11 protein-coding genes are annotated in these 15,123 nt (G+C 71.1%); 6 read left to right on the top strand and 5 right to left on the bottom strand.

Translation table 11 applies throughout. The annotated features are described in order from the left end of the window. Positions 1-31: 31 nt before the first annotated feature. Positions 32-805, top strand: coding sequence for an NAD(P)-dependent oxidoreductase (locus tag KBX21_RS05750; protein ID WP_210841224.1), 774 nt, complete (start codon positions 32-34; stop codon positions 803-805). Between the two features lie 67 nt (positions 806-872). Here KBX21_RS05750 and KBX21_RS05755 read toward each other — a convergent pair whose 3' ends face one another. Both KBX21_RS05755 and KBX21_RS05760 read right to left on the bottom strand, forming a co-directional pair. Further along, positions 873-1,988, bottom strand: coding sequence for a winged helix DNA-binding domain-containing protein (locus tag KBX21_RS05755; RefSeq protein WP_210841225.1), 1,116 nt, complete (start codon positions 1,986-1,988; stop codon positions 873-875). 154 nt (positions 1,989-2,142) lie between these two features. Then, the gene (locus KBX21_RS05760; protein WP_210841226.1) at positions 2,143-4,296 is read right to left on the bottom strand and encodes an alpha-N-acetylglucosaminidase TIM-barrel domain-containing protein; all 2,154 of its coding nucleotides are present in this window, start codon (positions 4,294-4,296) and stop codon (positions 2,143-2,145) included. Positions 4,297-4,543: 247 nt separating this feature from the next. Between KBX21_RS05760 and KBX21_RS05765 the strand changes: the two genes are divergently transcribed. The 3 genes from KBX21_RS05765 to KBX21_RS05775 are packed head-to-tail and all read left to right on the top strand — an operon-like array spanning position 4,544 to position 7,642. Further along, the gene (locus KBX21_RS05765; RefSeq protein ID WP_210841227.1) at positions 4,544-5,875 is read left to right on the top strand and encodes an ABC transporter substrate-binding protein; all 1,332 of its coding nucleotides are present in this window, start codon (positions 4,544-4,546) and stop codon (positions 5,873-5,875) included. Beyond that, positions 5,868-6,818 carry a carbohydrate ABC transporter permease gene (locus KBX21_RS05770; protein ID WP_210841228.1) on the top strand — a complete coding sequence of 317 codons (951 nt, stop codon included), beginning with the start codon at positions 5,868-5,870 and terminating at the stop codon, positions 6,816-6,818. The genes KBX21_RS05765 and KBX21_RS05770 overlap by 8 nt, the downstream gene beginning before the upstream one ends. Further along, entirely contained in the window at positions 6,818-7,642 is an 825-nt protein-coding gene (locus KBX21_RS05775; RefSeq protein ID WP_210841229.1) for a carbohydrate ABC transporter permease, read from the top strand. Before KBX21_RS05770 ends, KBX21_RS05775 begins: the two co-directional genes overlap by 1 nt. Positions 7,643-7,738: 96 nt before the next feature. On the opposite strand, the gene KBX21_RS05780 is transcribed toward KBX21_RS05775, so the two are convergent. The 3 genes from KBX21_RS05780 to KBX21_RS05790 all read right to left on the bottom strand — a co-directional run bounded on the left by KBX21_RS05780 (position 7,739) and on the right by KBX21_RS05790 (position 12,545). After that, on the bottom strand, positions 7,739-8,812 hold the full coding sequence (locus tag KBX21_RS05780; RefSeq protein ID WP_210841230.1) for a ferric reductase-like transmembrane domain-containing protein: 1,074 nt from the start codon (positions 8,810-8,812) through the stop codon (positions 7,739-7,741). 192 nt (positions 8,813-9,004) lie between these two features. Beyond that, positions 9,005-10,570: a BCCT family transporter gene (locus KBX21_RS05785; RefSeq protein WP_247665247.1), complete on the bottom strand. Its 1,566-nt coding sequence runs from the start codon at positions 10,568-10,570 to the stop codon at positions 9,005-9,007. Positions 10,571-11,297: 727 nt separating this feature from the next. After that, positions 11,298-12,545, bottom strand: a complete 1,248-nt coding sequence (locus KBX21_RS05790; protein WP_049567441.1) for an amidohydrolase family protein — start codon at positions 12,543-12,545, stop codon at positions 11,298-11,300. Between the two features lie 159 nt (positions 12,546-12,704). On the opposite strand from KBX21_RS05790, the gene KBX21_RS05795 reads away from it, so the two are divergent. Further along, positions 12,705-13,538, top strand: a complete 834-nt coding sequence (locus KBX21_RS05795; RefSeq protein ID WP_210841231.1) for a MurR/RpiR family transcriptional regulator — start codon at positions 12,705-12,707, stop codon at positions 13,536-13,538. Between the two features lie 110 nt (positions 13,539-13,648). Then, positions 13,649-15,058 (top strand): sodium:solute symporter, encoded by a 1,410-nt coding sequence (locus tag KBX21_RS05800; RefSeq protein ID WP_049567435.1) that lies wholly within the window; start codon positions 13,649-13,651, stop codon positions 15,056-15,058. Positions 15,059-15,123 lie beyond the last annotated feature (65 nt).

Here is a 15,123-nt window from a genome sequence, read left to right on the forward strand (position 1 = left end):
GTCGTCGGCTCCCACACGACGAAAGGTCACCATGCGCATCACAGTCATCGGTCTCGGTGAGGCCGGAAACATCTACGCCACCGCGCTCACCGGGGCGGGCCACGAGGTCACCGGCTTCGACCCCGGCCCGGCGGCCACCCCGGAGGGTGTCGGCCGCGCCGACTCCGCCCACGCGGCCGTGGCCGGAGCCGAGATGGTGCTGGTGCTCACCTCCGCCTCCGTCGCCCCCGCCGTCGCGGACAGCGTGCTCGGGGCGCTCACCCCGGACACGGTCTACGCGGACCTCACCTCCGCCACCCCCGACGTCATGAGGTCGCTCAGCGAGAGGGTTCACGCCACCGGGGCCCGGTTCGCCGACGTGGCCATCCTCGGCCCGATGACCATCGGGGGCGCCGCCACCGACCTGATCGCCAGCGGCCCGGGTGCCCCCGAGGTCGCGCGGGTGTGCCAGGCCCTGGGTGCCGACGTCGAGGCCCTGCCCGGGGAACCGGGCGAGGCCACGGCGCGCAAGCTCCTGCGCAGCTCCCTGATGAAGCCCCTCGCGTCGGTGGTGTGCGAGGCCGTGGTCGCGGGCCGGGCCGCCGGGGCGGAGGAGTGGGTGCGCGAGCAGATCGCCTCCCAGCTCACCGGAGGAGCGGAGCTGGTCGACCGCTTCCTCAGCGGCACGGTCAAGCACGCCGGACGACGCAGCGAGGAGGTGCGGTCCACCGCTGACTTCCTCGACTCCCTTGGTGTCCCGAACGAGATGACGACCGCGTCGGAGCAGACCCTGCGCAGGCTCGCCGCGAACGGTCGGCAGGGCTGAGGGCTGCCCGTGGTGCCCTGCCCGGACCGTTCCCGGGCAGGGCGGTGTCAACCGGCGGGCGCGGCGCTCACGTGGGTGGCGCCCCCACACGCACACGGTCGCTGTCCTGGTCGGACAGGAACAGGGCCAGCAGCCGACCCTGCTCGGCGACCTCGTCGCGGTCGGCTCCGGTCAGGGGCCGCAGCGGGGTGACCGCCACGGTGCCGTCCTCGGATCGCCAGGTCGCGGAGACCCGGCCGTCCACCAACACCACGCGTTCGCCCGCCACAGACAGCCCCCGGTGCTGGTCGTCGATGATCCGGTTCCGATACTGGTAGCCGAGGACGGCGTTGTCGAAGGCGGGCAGGAACCGGGCCGGGGCCGTGGTGTCGGGGTCCGGGCGCGGCGCGTCGCGCAGGTCCAGCAGCTCACGGCCGCGTTCGTCCCGGAAGGACACCAGCTCGTCACGGACCGCGGCCACCGCTGAGGGCAACCCGGCCAGCCCGCACCAGGAGCGCAGGTCGGTGGAGGTCGCGGGGCCGTAGGCGGCGAGGTAGCGACGGACCAGGGCCCGCCCGACAGGGTCGGAGCCGTCCGTGATCAGCGGGTCGACCTCCCGGCCGAGCCAGGAGGACAACAGCACGTTGCGCACCCCGCCCCCGGTCCGCCACAGTCCGCGCGGCGGGGCCTGCGCCACCGGGACCAGGGCCGAGATCAGCATCTCGCCCAGCGGGCGCCGTCCCGGGTCCGGCCAGCGGTGGGAGAGCTCCGCGACCAACTCGGTCATGGAACGGGGCCGACCGTCGGACATCACCTCCCGTCCCGCCTCCGCGAGTTCGTCCAGGTGCACCTCGCGCAGGTCGTCCCGGTAGACCCCCATGACCTTCTGGCGCAGCATGGCGGCGAATCGGGACCGCCAGGCGAGGGCGTCCTCGGCGGTGACCAGGTGCACGGTGCGCCGCATGAGGTGGACCCGCACCACCCGCCGTTCGGTCAGGAGGTGGGACAGCGTCGAGGCCTCGAAGGACCGCATCCGGGTCCAGAGCCCGACGAACGGCTCCTGGGGTTCCTGCGCCTGGAGTCCGCCCAGGTGGGACACGGTCTCCAGCGCCGACCGCCCGGAGGGTTCGAGCAGCCCCTGCCGGGCGAGGGTGGCGCGGTTGAGCGCCCGGTCGTCCAGCACGGTCGCGTTCCTGGTGGGCATGGTCTGTTCCCCTGCTTCCTCTTGTACCGGGGGAACCCTCGCAGAGGTGGAGGCCAGGTTCTGTCCTCCATTGACCGACGCGGCGCCGGTACCTGCGTTGGAGCCGGCCCCCGGCGGCTCGCACACGGAAGCGGAGGTCACCTCGGGGCCGCGCTCACGGGGCGTCGGAGGGGCCGTAACGGTCCAGGAGCAGGCGGGAACGACCCACGATCCCCTCCTCCGGGACCGGCACCTGGGGCGCCCCCTCGGCCAGGAAGCGCTCCGCGATCCCGGTCAGCCTCCGGTCGAGCTCCGCTGAGGCCGCCGACCGGTCGGAGAGGGCCAGGGGCAGGCCCTCCGCCCACGCCTTCCACCGGGGCCGGTGGTAACCACCGACCAGACCCGCCCACAGACGTGCGGCGTAGTCGTCGAGCACGGTGTCCTCGGACGTGGTCCAGACGGTGAGGATACGGCGGGCGTTGTCCCGCAGGACACCGAGCTCGGTCTCGTCGGTGGCCCACGTCCGCGCGCGAGCCTCCCAGGTCGAGTACCGGTACTCGGGTCGGGTGGCCAGGAGCGCGTCGAGGTCGTCGAACACGCGCAGGAACCGCTCCACGCCGTCCGGTGGGACCTCGCCGTGCCCGGCCGCAGCCTCCACCAGGTCCGTGTAGCGGTGGTCGGCGACCCTGGCCAGGACCGCCATGGCGACGTCGGCCAGGTCGCCGCCGAGGGGACCGTCCGCGAGTCCCGGGCTCCGTTCGGCCGCGCCCACCAGGGACTCCCAGGCCCCGACGAGATCCGCCCACTCGTACCAGACCAGCCCGGAGACCTCCGACCGGACGCGGCCGGGGGAGCCGAGGTCCGCGTAGCCCGGTCGCGCGGTCAGGACCCCGTTGAACTGCTCGGGGAAGATCCGTAGTTCCGACGCGCCGTAGACGGTGGCGTTCAGCGCCCGCCAGGCCGCCAGGAGGGCCGGGTCCGCGTCCGCGCCGTAGCGCCCCCGGACGAACCCGGGCAGCCAGTCCCGGGACACGTTCCCGGTCCGGGTCCACACCTGGTCCGCCACGAGCTCGAAGAAGGCCGGGTTGTTCCGGGTGGCCTCCATGGCCAGTCCCAGGCCCACGGGGCGGTTCCCGGTGGCCTTGGCCGCGTTGATCCCGTCCACGGCGCCCTGGAGGTCGCCGATGGGGTCGGTGCGTCCGCCGAAGTTGAGGAGGGCGCACCAGACCCACGTCTTGGAGCCGAACGAGTCCAGGCGGGACCACTGGGGATCCTCCTCCGCCCAGAGGTCGAGGACCAGCAGGCGCTCGTCGGGGACCGCGTCCAGGAAGGCATTCACCCGGGAGTCGGACCAGAAGTCGCGCTGGTAGGAGAAGGGCCAGGCCTGGAGCGCCCACACCGCGTCCGGGTCGGCCCTGGTCAGGCCGTCCAGGGTGGCCCGTGCCACCGCTCCGGGGAAGGCGGGGTCGGCGTTCACCGGGACCATCTCGATGAAGGGGTCGATGGCGTACAGGTGGTCGGTGCCCAGCAGACGGGTCTGGCTGCGCGCGATCTCCTCGGCCACGCGTGCGTACAGGGGGTCGGCGGGGTCCAGGACGTGGGTCCGGAAGCCCTGCCAGGTGCGGGTTCGGGTCCGGCCGGGTGCCAGATCGGCGGGGACGTGCCCGGTGAAGCCGGGGAGTGCCGGGGTCATGCCGAAGGAGCGCTGGCGTTCGAGGACCCGCCGGGCCAGGGCCAGGTGGCCGTCGATCCACGAGGAGGGCATCGGGCCGGGGAAGCCGTCCAGGTTGCCCATGTACTGCCAGGGCAGGTAGCCGGGGCCGCCGAGGAACCGCAGGAGCGTCGACTCGTCCAGCCCGAGTCCGGTGTACGCGTCGAGCAGCACCGCCTCGTGGCCCAGCAGGGTGAGGGGCATGGTGACGCCGTGCAGCGCCATCCAGTCGGTCTCGCGCTCCCAGTCGTCCCAGTCCCAGTAGGCGGACGTGTACCCCTGAGTGCAGAAGTTCAGGTAGTAGAGGTGGTCGGTCTCGGCGGTCCCCTCGGTGGTCGGGGCGTCCGGGAACTCGGTGACCGGCAGGGGGCGGGGGGTGTCCCAGCCGACCGCGACCGCGCAGACGCTCCGCAGATAGGTGTGCAGACCCACGGCGGCGGCGAGCGCGTCGGTGGCGGCGACCTTGAGGACGCCCGCCTCGGCGCGGTACTCGAAGGACCGTTTCCGCGCGTCGAGCGATCTGAAGTGGACTTCCGGATGGGCGGGACCGAGAATCCTGGTGACCAAGCCGGTCACCACTGAATCCCAAATTGGAGGATTTGTTGCAATAGCGGACATTTAGGTTATCCAAGTTGCGTCGTGAGAATTCAGTTACGTACAGTACATAATTGATCTGAGGCCGGACAAGCCTTGGGGTGCCAGGCCTCGCCATATCGTGCCGGGGCGGGTGCGTGGTGGTGAAATGCCCCCCGACCTGCGAACTCCCCCCGCCGCTGTTCCCCTTTTTCGCGTGTCGGGGGTTCGGTCGGGCGGTTTCCCCAGGAGGTTCGGCGCCCCCCGCGAAAAAGGATCACGGAGATTCAGGATGCCCCCCAAGGAAAAGGTTCTGCGCCCCGCCGCGTTCTCGCTGGCGAGCGCGTCGGCCGTGCTCACACTCACGGCCTGCGCCGCCCTCTCCGGCGGTTCCGCCCAGGACAACACACCCGACAACGTCTCCACCGACATCAGCGACGTGGAGGCCACCCTGACCCTGGCCTTCGCGGACGACCCTCCCACCCATGAACTGGTGGAGGGCTTCACGTCCCTGTACCCCAACGTGAACATCGAGCTCCAGCAGACCCAGTTCACGGACTACGTCAAGACCATCAGCCTGTCGATGACCTCGGACGACGCCCCCGACATCGCGCAGTACAACCCCGGGGCGATGCGGTCGCTCATCCCGGGCGGCCACATCCTCAACCTCGACCCCTACGCCGAGGCCTACGGCTGGGACGAGTCCTTCCCCGAGGCGAGCCTGGAACCCCTCCAGTCCAACGACGAGGCCTCCGAGTTCGCCACCGGCAGTCTCTACGCCGCCCCCGGAGCCCTCTCCGTCCTGGGCGTCTTCTACAACACCGAGGTCCTGGAGGAGGCCGGGGTCCCCGAGCCGCCCGCGACCCTGGATGACTTCGAGGCCGCCCTCGAACTCGCCCACGAGGCCGACATCGCCCCCATGAGCGTGGGCGGCCTCGAAGTGGGCGGCTTCCAGATCTGGAACGCCCTGCTCAACGGGCTCGGAGACCACAGCGAGTACAAGGACTGGGTGTACGGGGCCGAGGGCGCCACGATCGAGACCGAGGCGGCCGCCGAGGCCACCGAGACCTTCCACCGCTGGGTCGAGGCCGGGTACGTCACCGAGAGCGCCAACGCCACCTCGGACAACGACGCCCGCGCCGAGTTCGTCGACGGGGAGAGCATGTTCCTCGTGACCGGCAACTGGGCCGCCTTCGAGCTGGAGGCGGAGATGGGCGACGATGTCGGCTTCCTGCTCATGCCCGGCACCACCGTGGACCAGGCACCGGTCGCCTCCGGCGCCAGCGTCGCCTACGCCGTGTCCTCCCACACCGAGCACCCGGACGTTGCAGCCGCCTTCCTCGACTACCTCAGCAGCGTCGAGGCGGCCGAGATCCAGCTGGCCACCGGCTTCATGCCCGTGGACACCCAGGCGCCGATCGAGAGCTACGGCCTGTTGAACGAGGTCAACTTCGGCTTCTCGACGGTCGCGGACAACGAGGGGATCGTCCCCTTCCCGGACTACGCCACGCCCGGCATGATCGACCAGCTCACACCCGGAATCCAGGGACTCATCTCCGGTAGCGCCACTCCGGAGGAGTTCCTCGCCTCGTTGCAGGCCGAATGGGAAAGCCACCATGAGTGACGGCGCTCAAGCGCAACCGCACACCACGCCCGCCCCCGCGCCGACCCACGGCGCCGGGGGCGGGCGCCCGCGTCGGAGGAGGCGGGTCCGGGCCGGGCTCAAGAGCTGGCTCTACCTGCTGCCGGCCCTGGCCGTCTACGGCGGCTTCGCGATCTACCCCGCGCTGAGCACGTTCTCCTTCTCCTTCCTGGACTGGGACGGGGTCCAACCCCCGACCTGGGCCGGGCTGGAGAACTACGCGCGGGTCGTCACGGACCCGCTCCTGGCCGGGGCGATCGGCAACGGGCTCGTGCTCATCCTCTTCTTCTCGATCGTCCCCATCGCGGTGGGGCTCCTGATGACGGGGCTGCTGACCGCCCGCGGCGGCCGGGGTACCACCTTCTACCGGACGGTCTACTTCCTGCCGCAGGTGCTGCCGCTGGTGGCGGTGGGCACCACCTGGCGCTGGCTCTACAGCGGCGACGGTGCGGTCAACGAGTTCCTGGGTGCGGTGGGGCTTGGTGGGCTGGCCCGCTCCTGGCTCGCCGACTACCACGTCGCGCTGGTCGCCCTCGGACTGATCGGCACCTGGTGCATGAGCGGCCTGTGCATGGTCCTGTTCATGAGCGGCGCCCAGAAGATCGACCCGGCGCTGCACGAGGCCGCCGCGCTGGACGGGGCCGGACGGCTGCGCCGGTTCCTCCACGTCACGCTGCCCGGGCTCCGCAAGGAGATCAGCATCGCGGGCGTCATCACCACCATCGCCGCGCTGGCGAGCTTCGACCTCGTGTACGTCACCACCAACGGCGGCCCCGCCGGGCAGACCAACGTCCCGGCCCTGCTCGTCTACCGGCTCGCCTTCAACGAGGGCGACATCGGAGCGGCCAGCGCGCTCGCCGTGGTCCTGACCCTGCTGGTCATCGCCCTGGTCAGCGTGATCCGACTGCTCGCGAGGGAGAAGTGATGCGTCGAGGAGTCCCGCTGTCGGTCCTGCGCCACGGTGTGCTGACCCTGATCGCCGTGCTGGTCCTGTTCCCCTTCCTCGGGATCGTCCTGGCCGCGCTGCATCCCACCGGCACCCAGGTCGGGGGCCTGAGCGTGCCGGAGCAGTGGTCGTGGGAGAACTTCCGGCTCGCCTGGGAGGCGGGACGCTTCGAGCAGCTGACCAAATCGGGCTTGGTCATCGCCGCGTTCGTCGTGCCGCTGACGGTCTGCTTCGCGACCCTGGCCGGGTACGCGCTCTCGATCCTCGGCGTGTGGGGCGGCCGCGTGCTCTCCCTCGCCTTCGTCCTGGGCCTCACCCTGCCGGTCGAACTGCTGGTCATCGCCCTGTACCTCAACCTGCGCGAGGTGGGCCTGACCAACACCTACACCGGGGTGGTCCTCGCCGAGGTCGCCCTGTTCCTGCCCTTCGGGGTGTACTGGATGCAGTCGCACTTCGCCGGGGTCCCCAAGGAACTGGTGGAGGCCGCACGGGTGGACGGTGCCCGCGACAGAGTGGTACTGGCCCGGGTACTGCTCCCGATCTCCTGGCCCGCGATCACCACACTGTCGGTCCTGGTGTTCATGTGGTCGTGGAACCAGTTCCTGCTCATCCTCGTGATGATGCAGACCCCGGCCCTGCGCACCGCGCCCACCGGCCTGGGGCTGTTCGTCGGCCAGTACGGCACCGACATCCCGCTGCTCTCGGCGGCCAGCCTGATCGTGATCGCCCCCATCGTGGTCGTCTACCTGGCCTTCCAGCGCAGTTTCGTCAACGGCATCACCCGGGGCGCGGTGAAGGGGTGACGGCGGGAGAGGGGGACGGCGGGGCAGAGGATCGGTTCGCGGGGCCCGACCGCCGTGACGGGGGCACGCCGGGACTTGACCCGGCGGCCCTTTCCGCTAGGAGTCCCCGGTGCGCCGGGCGCGCTCGGGCTCCTGGCCGGAGGCGCGGACGGCCAGCCCGACCGCGCCCATGACGGTGAGCAGGACGGCGAGGCCGCCCCACACCATCGGCTGTGTGACCAGCATGTCCCCGGACGGTTGCCCGGGCGTTCGCCCGCCGTCGCGGCCGGTCACTGTCACGAGCAGCAGGACGACCACGGCGGCGGCCGCGAGGAGGCGGCCGCAGAGCCGGGCCAGGGCCGGGAACACCGGCCCCCTTTGGAGGTCGGACCGGGTCAGGCGCTCCTCGGGGCGAATGGGCGTGAGCAGCCTGGCCAGGAACAGCAGGGCCACGGGGAGCTGGAGCGCCCACACGAAGGTCCGGAACGCGCCGTCGAACCACACGTTGGTGCCGTACAGCAGGGTGTGCCACACGCTCAGCACGTAGACGACGATGACGAACCGGTGCAGGACCCGCCACAGCCGCGACCCGGTCCAGGCCCGCACGTAGAACGACAGGCTGAGCGGAATCGCCAGGTAGAGGGCGATCAGCCCCAACAGGATGGCGACCTGGCCGGTCCCCGAGGAGTACCCGCCGGGAACGAACACGTCGACGAACGCCGAGAACAGCAGCGGCAGCGTGCCGAGGCCGTCGTCGTTCTGCCTGAGGAGTTCGAGGAAGAACGCGAGGGCGTGGCCGAACATCAGCGCGATGGTGGTGACGCTGGTGACCCGGTGCCAGCGTTCCAGCCGGGAGTGCCTCACGGGGGACGACGGGATCGGCATGGTCGCTCGCAGCAGGCCGAGCATGACGGTGATCCACGCCCACAGCAGCGCGGACCAGCCAAAGGCCTGGCAGGCCCAGTACAGCCAGTACCGCTGGGCGTCCGCGAGGTGGGGCATCACCTCCAAGGTCTGTGAGGTTCCGCCCTCGACGCGCAGGTACAGGACCACGAACATCACGAAGGTGACGGCCAGGGCGGCGGTGGTGTCGAAGAGGAGGTGGCGCAGGTCGGATCGGAGCGTGCGGCGGTCGAGGCGGGGCTTCCGGGCGGCTCCGGGGGAGCGTTCGGGGGAGGGGGAGGGGCTCATAGGGGCTCCCAGGGGGGTGGGGAGTGATCGGATCGGGCGGCCGTGGAGCGCGGGGAGGTTCCCCGTGGCGATCACAGTGAACCGGAGCGGCTCCCCGCCGTCCAGAAGGGCAGGCGGACACGGGCGCGCCCCGGCGCCACGGGTGGTCCCGTGGCGGCCGGGGCGTTGTCGCGATGTGCCGGTGCCCGGAGGTCAGCCCGTGCGGACCGGTGCGTCCTCCTGGGCCGCGCCGTGGTCATGGTGCGGGCAGGGAGCCGCGGCGGGCTCGGTGCGCAGGTCGCGAAGGAAACTGACCACCACGCCCACGATGACCACGAGGAAGGGCGCCGAGGCCACGATCACGGTCTGTTGCAGGGCGTTGAGACCCCCCGAGATCAACAGGATGATCGCCAGGGCGCCGGTCACCGCCCCCCACAGCAGCAGGATCGGCGTCCGGGGCTGGATGGACCCGTGCGTGGTGAGCATGCCCAGCACGTAGGTGTTGGCGTCGGCCCCGGAGACGAAGAAGAGCACCGCCAGGATCACCACCAGCGTCGCCGTCACCATGGGCAGCGGGAACTCCGCCAGCGTCACGAAGAAGGCGCTGTTCAGGTCCGCGGCGGTGGCGCCCGCGATGTCCGTGCCCCCGTTCAGGTCCAGGTCGATGGCCGAGCCGCCGAACACGGAGAACCAGGCGAAGAAGGCCAGGCTGGGCATCCCGAGGACGACCAGGATGAACTGGCGGATCGTGCGGCCGCGCGAGATGCGGGCCAGGAACACGCCGACGAAGGCGCCCCAGGACACCCACCAGGCCATCATGAAGTAGGTCCACCCCTGGAGCCACTCGGTGTCACCGAAGGCCGGACCCCGCAGGCTCATCAGCAGGAACTCGCTGCCGTACTGGCCCAGGGACTCCAGGAAGAGGGAGACCAGGAACGCCGTCGGGCCAAGGAACAGCACGAAGAGGAAGAGCACCGAGGCGACTGACAGGTTGATCTCGCTGGTGTAGCGGATCCCCCGCTTGACCCCGGAGGCCGCCGAGAGGCTGAACAGCACCGTCACCACGACCACGATAACGACCTGGGTGGTGGCACCGGTGGGCGTGCCCAGGATGCGGTTCAGACCGTTGTCGATCTGGAGCGCGCCCAGGCCGAGCGAGGTGGTGGTGCCGAACAGGGTCGCGAACACCGTGAAGACGTCGATGGCCTTACCGACGGGGCCGTCGGCGTGCCGGCCCAGGAGAGGCCGGAACAGCGCGCTGACCAGGCCGGGGCGCTGCTTGCGGTACATCGAGTACCCAAGGGCCAGACCGAAGACGGCGAAGATCGCCCAGGCGTGCAGGCCCCAGTCGTAGAACGAGTACTGGAGCGCCAGCACGGCGGCCTTGGGGGTTCCCGGCTCGGCGAGGTCGTGCGGCGGGACGGCGAAGTGCGAGATCGGCTCGGCGATGCCGTAGGAGACCAGACCGATGCCCATCACCGCGCAGAGGATCATCGCGATCCAGGTGTGCGTGGCGAACTCGGGGCGGTCCTCGTCGGCGCCCAGCCGGACGCGTCCGTAGCGGCTGAAGGCCAGTCCGACCAGCAGCGCGAGAAGCAGGAGGGGGAGGAGCAGGTACGCCCAGCCGAATCCGGAGGTGATCGCGTTCAGGGCGGAGTTCATCGTGTTCATCTGGTGTTCCGGGGCGATCACGCCCCAGACCACGAACAGCGCGGAGATCGCCAGAGAGGCCCAGAAGACCACTCCGACGGTTCTTCGGCCGGTCGGAGCGTCATTCATGTGTCGACACCTTTCGGGCGATACGCGCCGCGGTCACGGGGGACACGCGGGGGGCGTCGCACGGCGGTGGGCAGCGGAGTACGACCGTTCTGGGGTCGGGTGAGCGTCGCACGGGAGTGAACCGCCTGTTCGTCTGTGGAAGGTCGGGATCCGGGGAACCGTCCCGGAGCGCACATGGCGACAGGCGCCCTTCGTGCCGAACGGAGCGGCGGGACGATCGGCGTCGAGGCGAGCGTGACGGAACCCGGGGAAACGAGAACAGCGCCGCGGAAGGAGTCCGCGACGCGGGTGTCGGTGGCCGCCACGGCTGGGACGGCCCCTGACCGAGTCGGCGCCCGGCGAGGTCGACAGCACGGGTGGGCACTGACTCAGGAGGCCTCCGCGCAGCTCCGGACCGGGTACCGCTCGTGGTTCGACCTTCGCGTACCGACCTTCGAGGGTCGGTGCGGGAGTGGTCGAGCCCCACGGGGCCGAAGAGCTGGAAGTGGCCTCCGAAGAGCGTACTCGCATGTGGGAGCGGGGGCGCCACCTCGGCGGTGAGTCGAGTCGGGACCGGTCGGCCCCGTCGGAGGCGAGCGGATCGATCCGGGGGCGGCCTCACTTCAGTGTGAAGAAGCGGACGAAGGCCCCGTGCGTGGACACGAACGGGCGTGACACGAGGATGTGCGCCCGCGACCCCGTACGGGATCGCGAGCGCACTGTCCGAGCCCCGGTGGGGCGGGGATCGTTACGAATTGGTGCGCCGTGTCACACCGTCACGCAGCACCGTGCGCACGCCCCGCTCGGGCTCGGCCAGCAGGGAGAGGTCGGAGAGCGGGTCCCCGTCGACGACGATCAGGTCGGCCCGCGCCCCCGTGCGCAGCGTGCCGACCTCGCCCTCGAGACCGAGCAGCGCCGCGGCCTCGCTGGTGGCCGAACGCACCACGTCGGCCGCGGGCTGGACCTCGCCGCGAATGGAGAACTCGGCGCTCTGGTGCGACTGCATGCCCCCGAGCAGATCCGTGCCGAACACCAGGCGCACGCCGCCCTCGTGCGCCATCCGCAGCGCCTCCAGCCCACGGTGCAGCACCGTGTCCACCTTGGCCTGGCTCTCGGCGGGCAGCCCGTTGCGTGCCCCCTGACGTGACAGCTCGCGGTAGGTGACCAGGGTCGGCACCAGGAACGCCCCGTGTTCCACGAACAGCTCGACACTGCTCTCGTCGATCAGGTTGCCGTGTTCGATGCAGCGCACACCCAGGCGCAGCCCTCGGTTGACCGCGCGTGCGGTGTAGGCGTGCCCGGTGACGTAGCGGTTCGCGGCCTCGGCCTCCTCGACGACCGCGCGCAGTTCGTCCTCCGACGACTGGGTGGAGTCGATCCGGTCCGTGGGTGAGGCCACCCCGCCCGAGAGCATCACCTTGACGTGGTGCGCGCCGGTGCGGAGCTGTTCGCGGGCGGCCCTGCGGAACTCGACGGGACCGTCACAGACCAGACCGGCACCGGGGCAGCACCCGTGCTGGTCCGTGCCGTGGCGGCCGCGCGGACGGAAGTCGCCGTGCCCGCCGGTCTGCGAGAGGGCCTTGCCGCCGAAGACCAGGCGGGGGCCGTCCACGAGGCCGTCGTCCACGGCCTCGGCGAGCCCCCAGTCGGCCCCGCCGACGTCGCGCACCGTGGTGAAGCCACGGCCGAGCATGTCGGACAGCGATCTGGCCGCGAAGGCGGCGACGTAGGAGGGGGAGTGGTCGCCGACCGCGCCGAGGTCGGCGCTCAGCGCGGTGACGTGCACGTGGGCGTCGATGAGGCCGGGCATGAGGGTGGCCCCGCCGAGGTCGGTGGTCTCCGCCCGTTCGGTCACGGAGACCGGTACCTCGCCCGCGCCGCGTGCCGCGATGACGCCGTCCTCGACGAGCAGCCAGGACCCGGGGGTGCGGGAACCGGTCTCGGGGTCGAGCAGGGCTGTGTTCGTGTAGGCGGTGGGCCGGGGGCCGTCGGACACGGGGAACCTCCAGGGGTCGGGTGCGCGGTCTGGTGCGGGGCGAGCCGCAGCGATGCAATGCAATATACGTTGCATCTGGCCTCGGTTGTCGAACGGGGGTGGTATCGCTGGGTTGGCGCGACCCGGGTGTTCCGGACCGCTCGAACGGAGGGAAGGCCGATGGCGGACTGGATCGAGGAGACCCTGGAGCGAGGGCGCCTGGGCAGGGCCAGTGAGAGGGTTCTGCACGTCCTGCGCGACGAGCCCCGTTTCGCCTCCTACGCGACCGCGGCCGAGGTGGCGGCCAGGGCCGAGGTCAACGTCGCCACGGTGGTGCGCGCGGCCCAGCAGCTGGGGTTCACGGGATGGCCCGCCCTGCGGGTGGAGCTGCGCTCGCGCTACCTGGCCTCGCTCAGCGCGGGGGAGGTGCTGGCCGAGCACGCGGGCTCCGACACCGACCCGGTGCGGGCGGCGGTGCGCTCGGACCGGGAGAACCTGAGGCTGCTGGAGCGGACGCTCGAACCCGAGCGGGTGCGGGCCGTCGCCGCGGCCATCCACGGTGCTCGGAGCACCCTGGTCCTGGGCTCGGGCACCTTCGCCGCGCCCGGGGTCCAGCTCTCCCACGCCGCCGGGATCATGGGCTACGACGTGCGTTCGCTCGACTCCGGGGGCACCGCCCTGACCAACGCGCTGGCCAGGATGGGGGAGGGTGACCTGCTCGTGGTCTGCGACCTGTGGATGCTGCCGGTCGCGCTGCGTCGCGCGGTGGAGATCGCCGCCGAGGAGTCCGTGTCGATCGCCCTCATCACGGACCGGCGCGACTCGCCTCTTGGCGTGCTGGCCGACCACGTCGTGGCCGTGCCCAGTGAGGGGGTGGGGATGTTCCCGTCCCTGACCGCGGCGATGACGGTCGTGCACGCGGTGCTGGCGGAACTGGCGCGAGCCGGGGGAGAGGCGGCGCTGGAGTCGGTCAGGCGGGCCGAGGAACTCTGGCGACGGGCCGAGCTCTTCTAGGTGATCTGAGACACACCAGATGCAACAAGCATTGCATAATTGACATCGTTGCTGGTTACATCGGGCTTCACCCGCAGTTCACCCCACCGTGTCCCCTCCTGAGGCAGCTCATGCAAACGACCCACCTGGTCCTCATCACCGCCTACCTGCTGGTGATGATCGGGATCGGCCTGTACTACTCCCGTTCCTCCAAGGTCCGCACCGGCGAGGACTTCCTCTTCGCCGGGCGGAGCCTGTCCACGCCCGTCATGATCGCGACCCTGATCGTGACGTGGGTCGGATCGGGAACGATCATCGGTGGAGCGAACTTCGCCTACAACCACGGCCCCATGGCCGGCATGATCTTCTTCGCCGGTACGCCCCTGGGCATCCTGGTCCTGCTGCTGGCCGCGCGCCGCATCCGCAGGGCCGCCCGGCACACCGTGCCCGAACTGCTCGAAGCCCGCTTCGGCACCGGGGTGCGCACAGTGGCGGCGGTGGTCACCACCATCGCCTACATCGGCCTGGTCGCCTCGCAGTTCGTCGGCGGCGGCTACGTCCTCGCCCTCATCACGCCGCTCACCACGACCCAGGGCGCCCTGGTGGTCGCCGCCGTCGTGACGATCCTGACCGTCACCGGCGGTCTGTTCTCCGTGGCCTACACCGACTTCGTCTCGGCCATCCTCGTCTTCGGCGCGCTGATCGTGGCCGTGCCGCTGATCCTGGTGGCGGTCGGAGGCCTGCCGCTCTACTGGGAGGGGCTGCCCGAGGCGGCCCGCACGCCCAGCGGTGGGCTCAGCCCGCTCCAGCTGCTCGGCTACTTCCTCCCGCTGTTCCTGCTGCTGCTGGCGGACCAGAACCTCTACCAGCGGCTGGCCGCGGCCAAGGACGAGCGCGCCGCCCGCAACTCCACGCTGGGCATGCTCATCGCCAGCTTCTTCGTGTTCGTTCCGGTGATCATGCTGGCCACCTCGGCGGCCGTGCTCATGCCCGGGATCAACGGCGACGAGTCCGTCCTGCGCCTGGCCACCGACGGCCACCTGCCCACGCTGATCGGCGGGCTGCTGCTGGCCGGTGCCGTCGCGTTCGTCGTCACCACCGGCTCGTCGTTCATGCTCTCCGGCGCCTCCAACATCGCCTTCGACCTGTTCGCCAGGTTCGGCGGGGACAAGATCAGTGACCGGGGAACCCTGGTCGTGCAGCGCCTGTCCGTCGTCGCCATCGCCCTGGTCGCGGTCGCCCTGGGTCTGTACTTCCCCACGGTCCTCGACCTCCAGATGTACTCGTACACCGTCTACGGCGCGGCGATCACCCCGGCCGTGCTCGCGGTCCTGTTCTGGAAGCGCGCCACCACGACCGGTGCCGTGGCCGCGCTGATCACGGGCACGGCCGTCACCATCGGCTGGGAGGTGGCCGGAGCCCCGGGCGGATTCAACGGCGTGATCATCGCGCTGCCCGCCGCCGTCCTCGCCCTGTTCGTCGGAAGCATGCTCACCAAGGCGCCCGACGCCCGGACCCTGGAGGCCGCGGGCGTGGACTGACCGGGACACGCACCGCTCGTCGCGGTGCCGGGCCCGAAACGGGCCCGGACCCCACACCCTCTGGG

This window comes from Nocardiopsis sp. B62 (assembly GCF_018070675.1).
Lineage (GTDB): Bacteria > Actinomycetota > Actinomycetes > Streptosporangiales > Streptosporangiaceae > Nocardiopsis > Nocardiopsis prasina.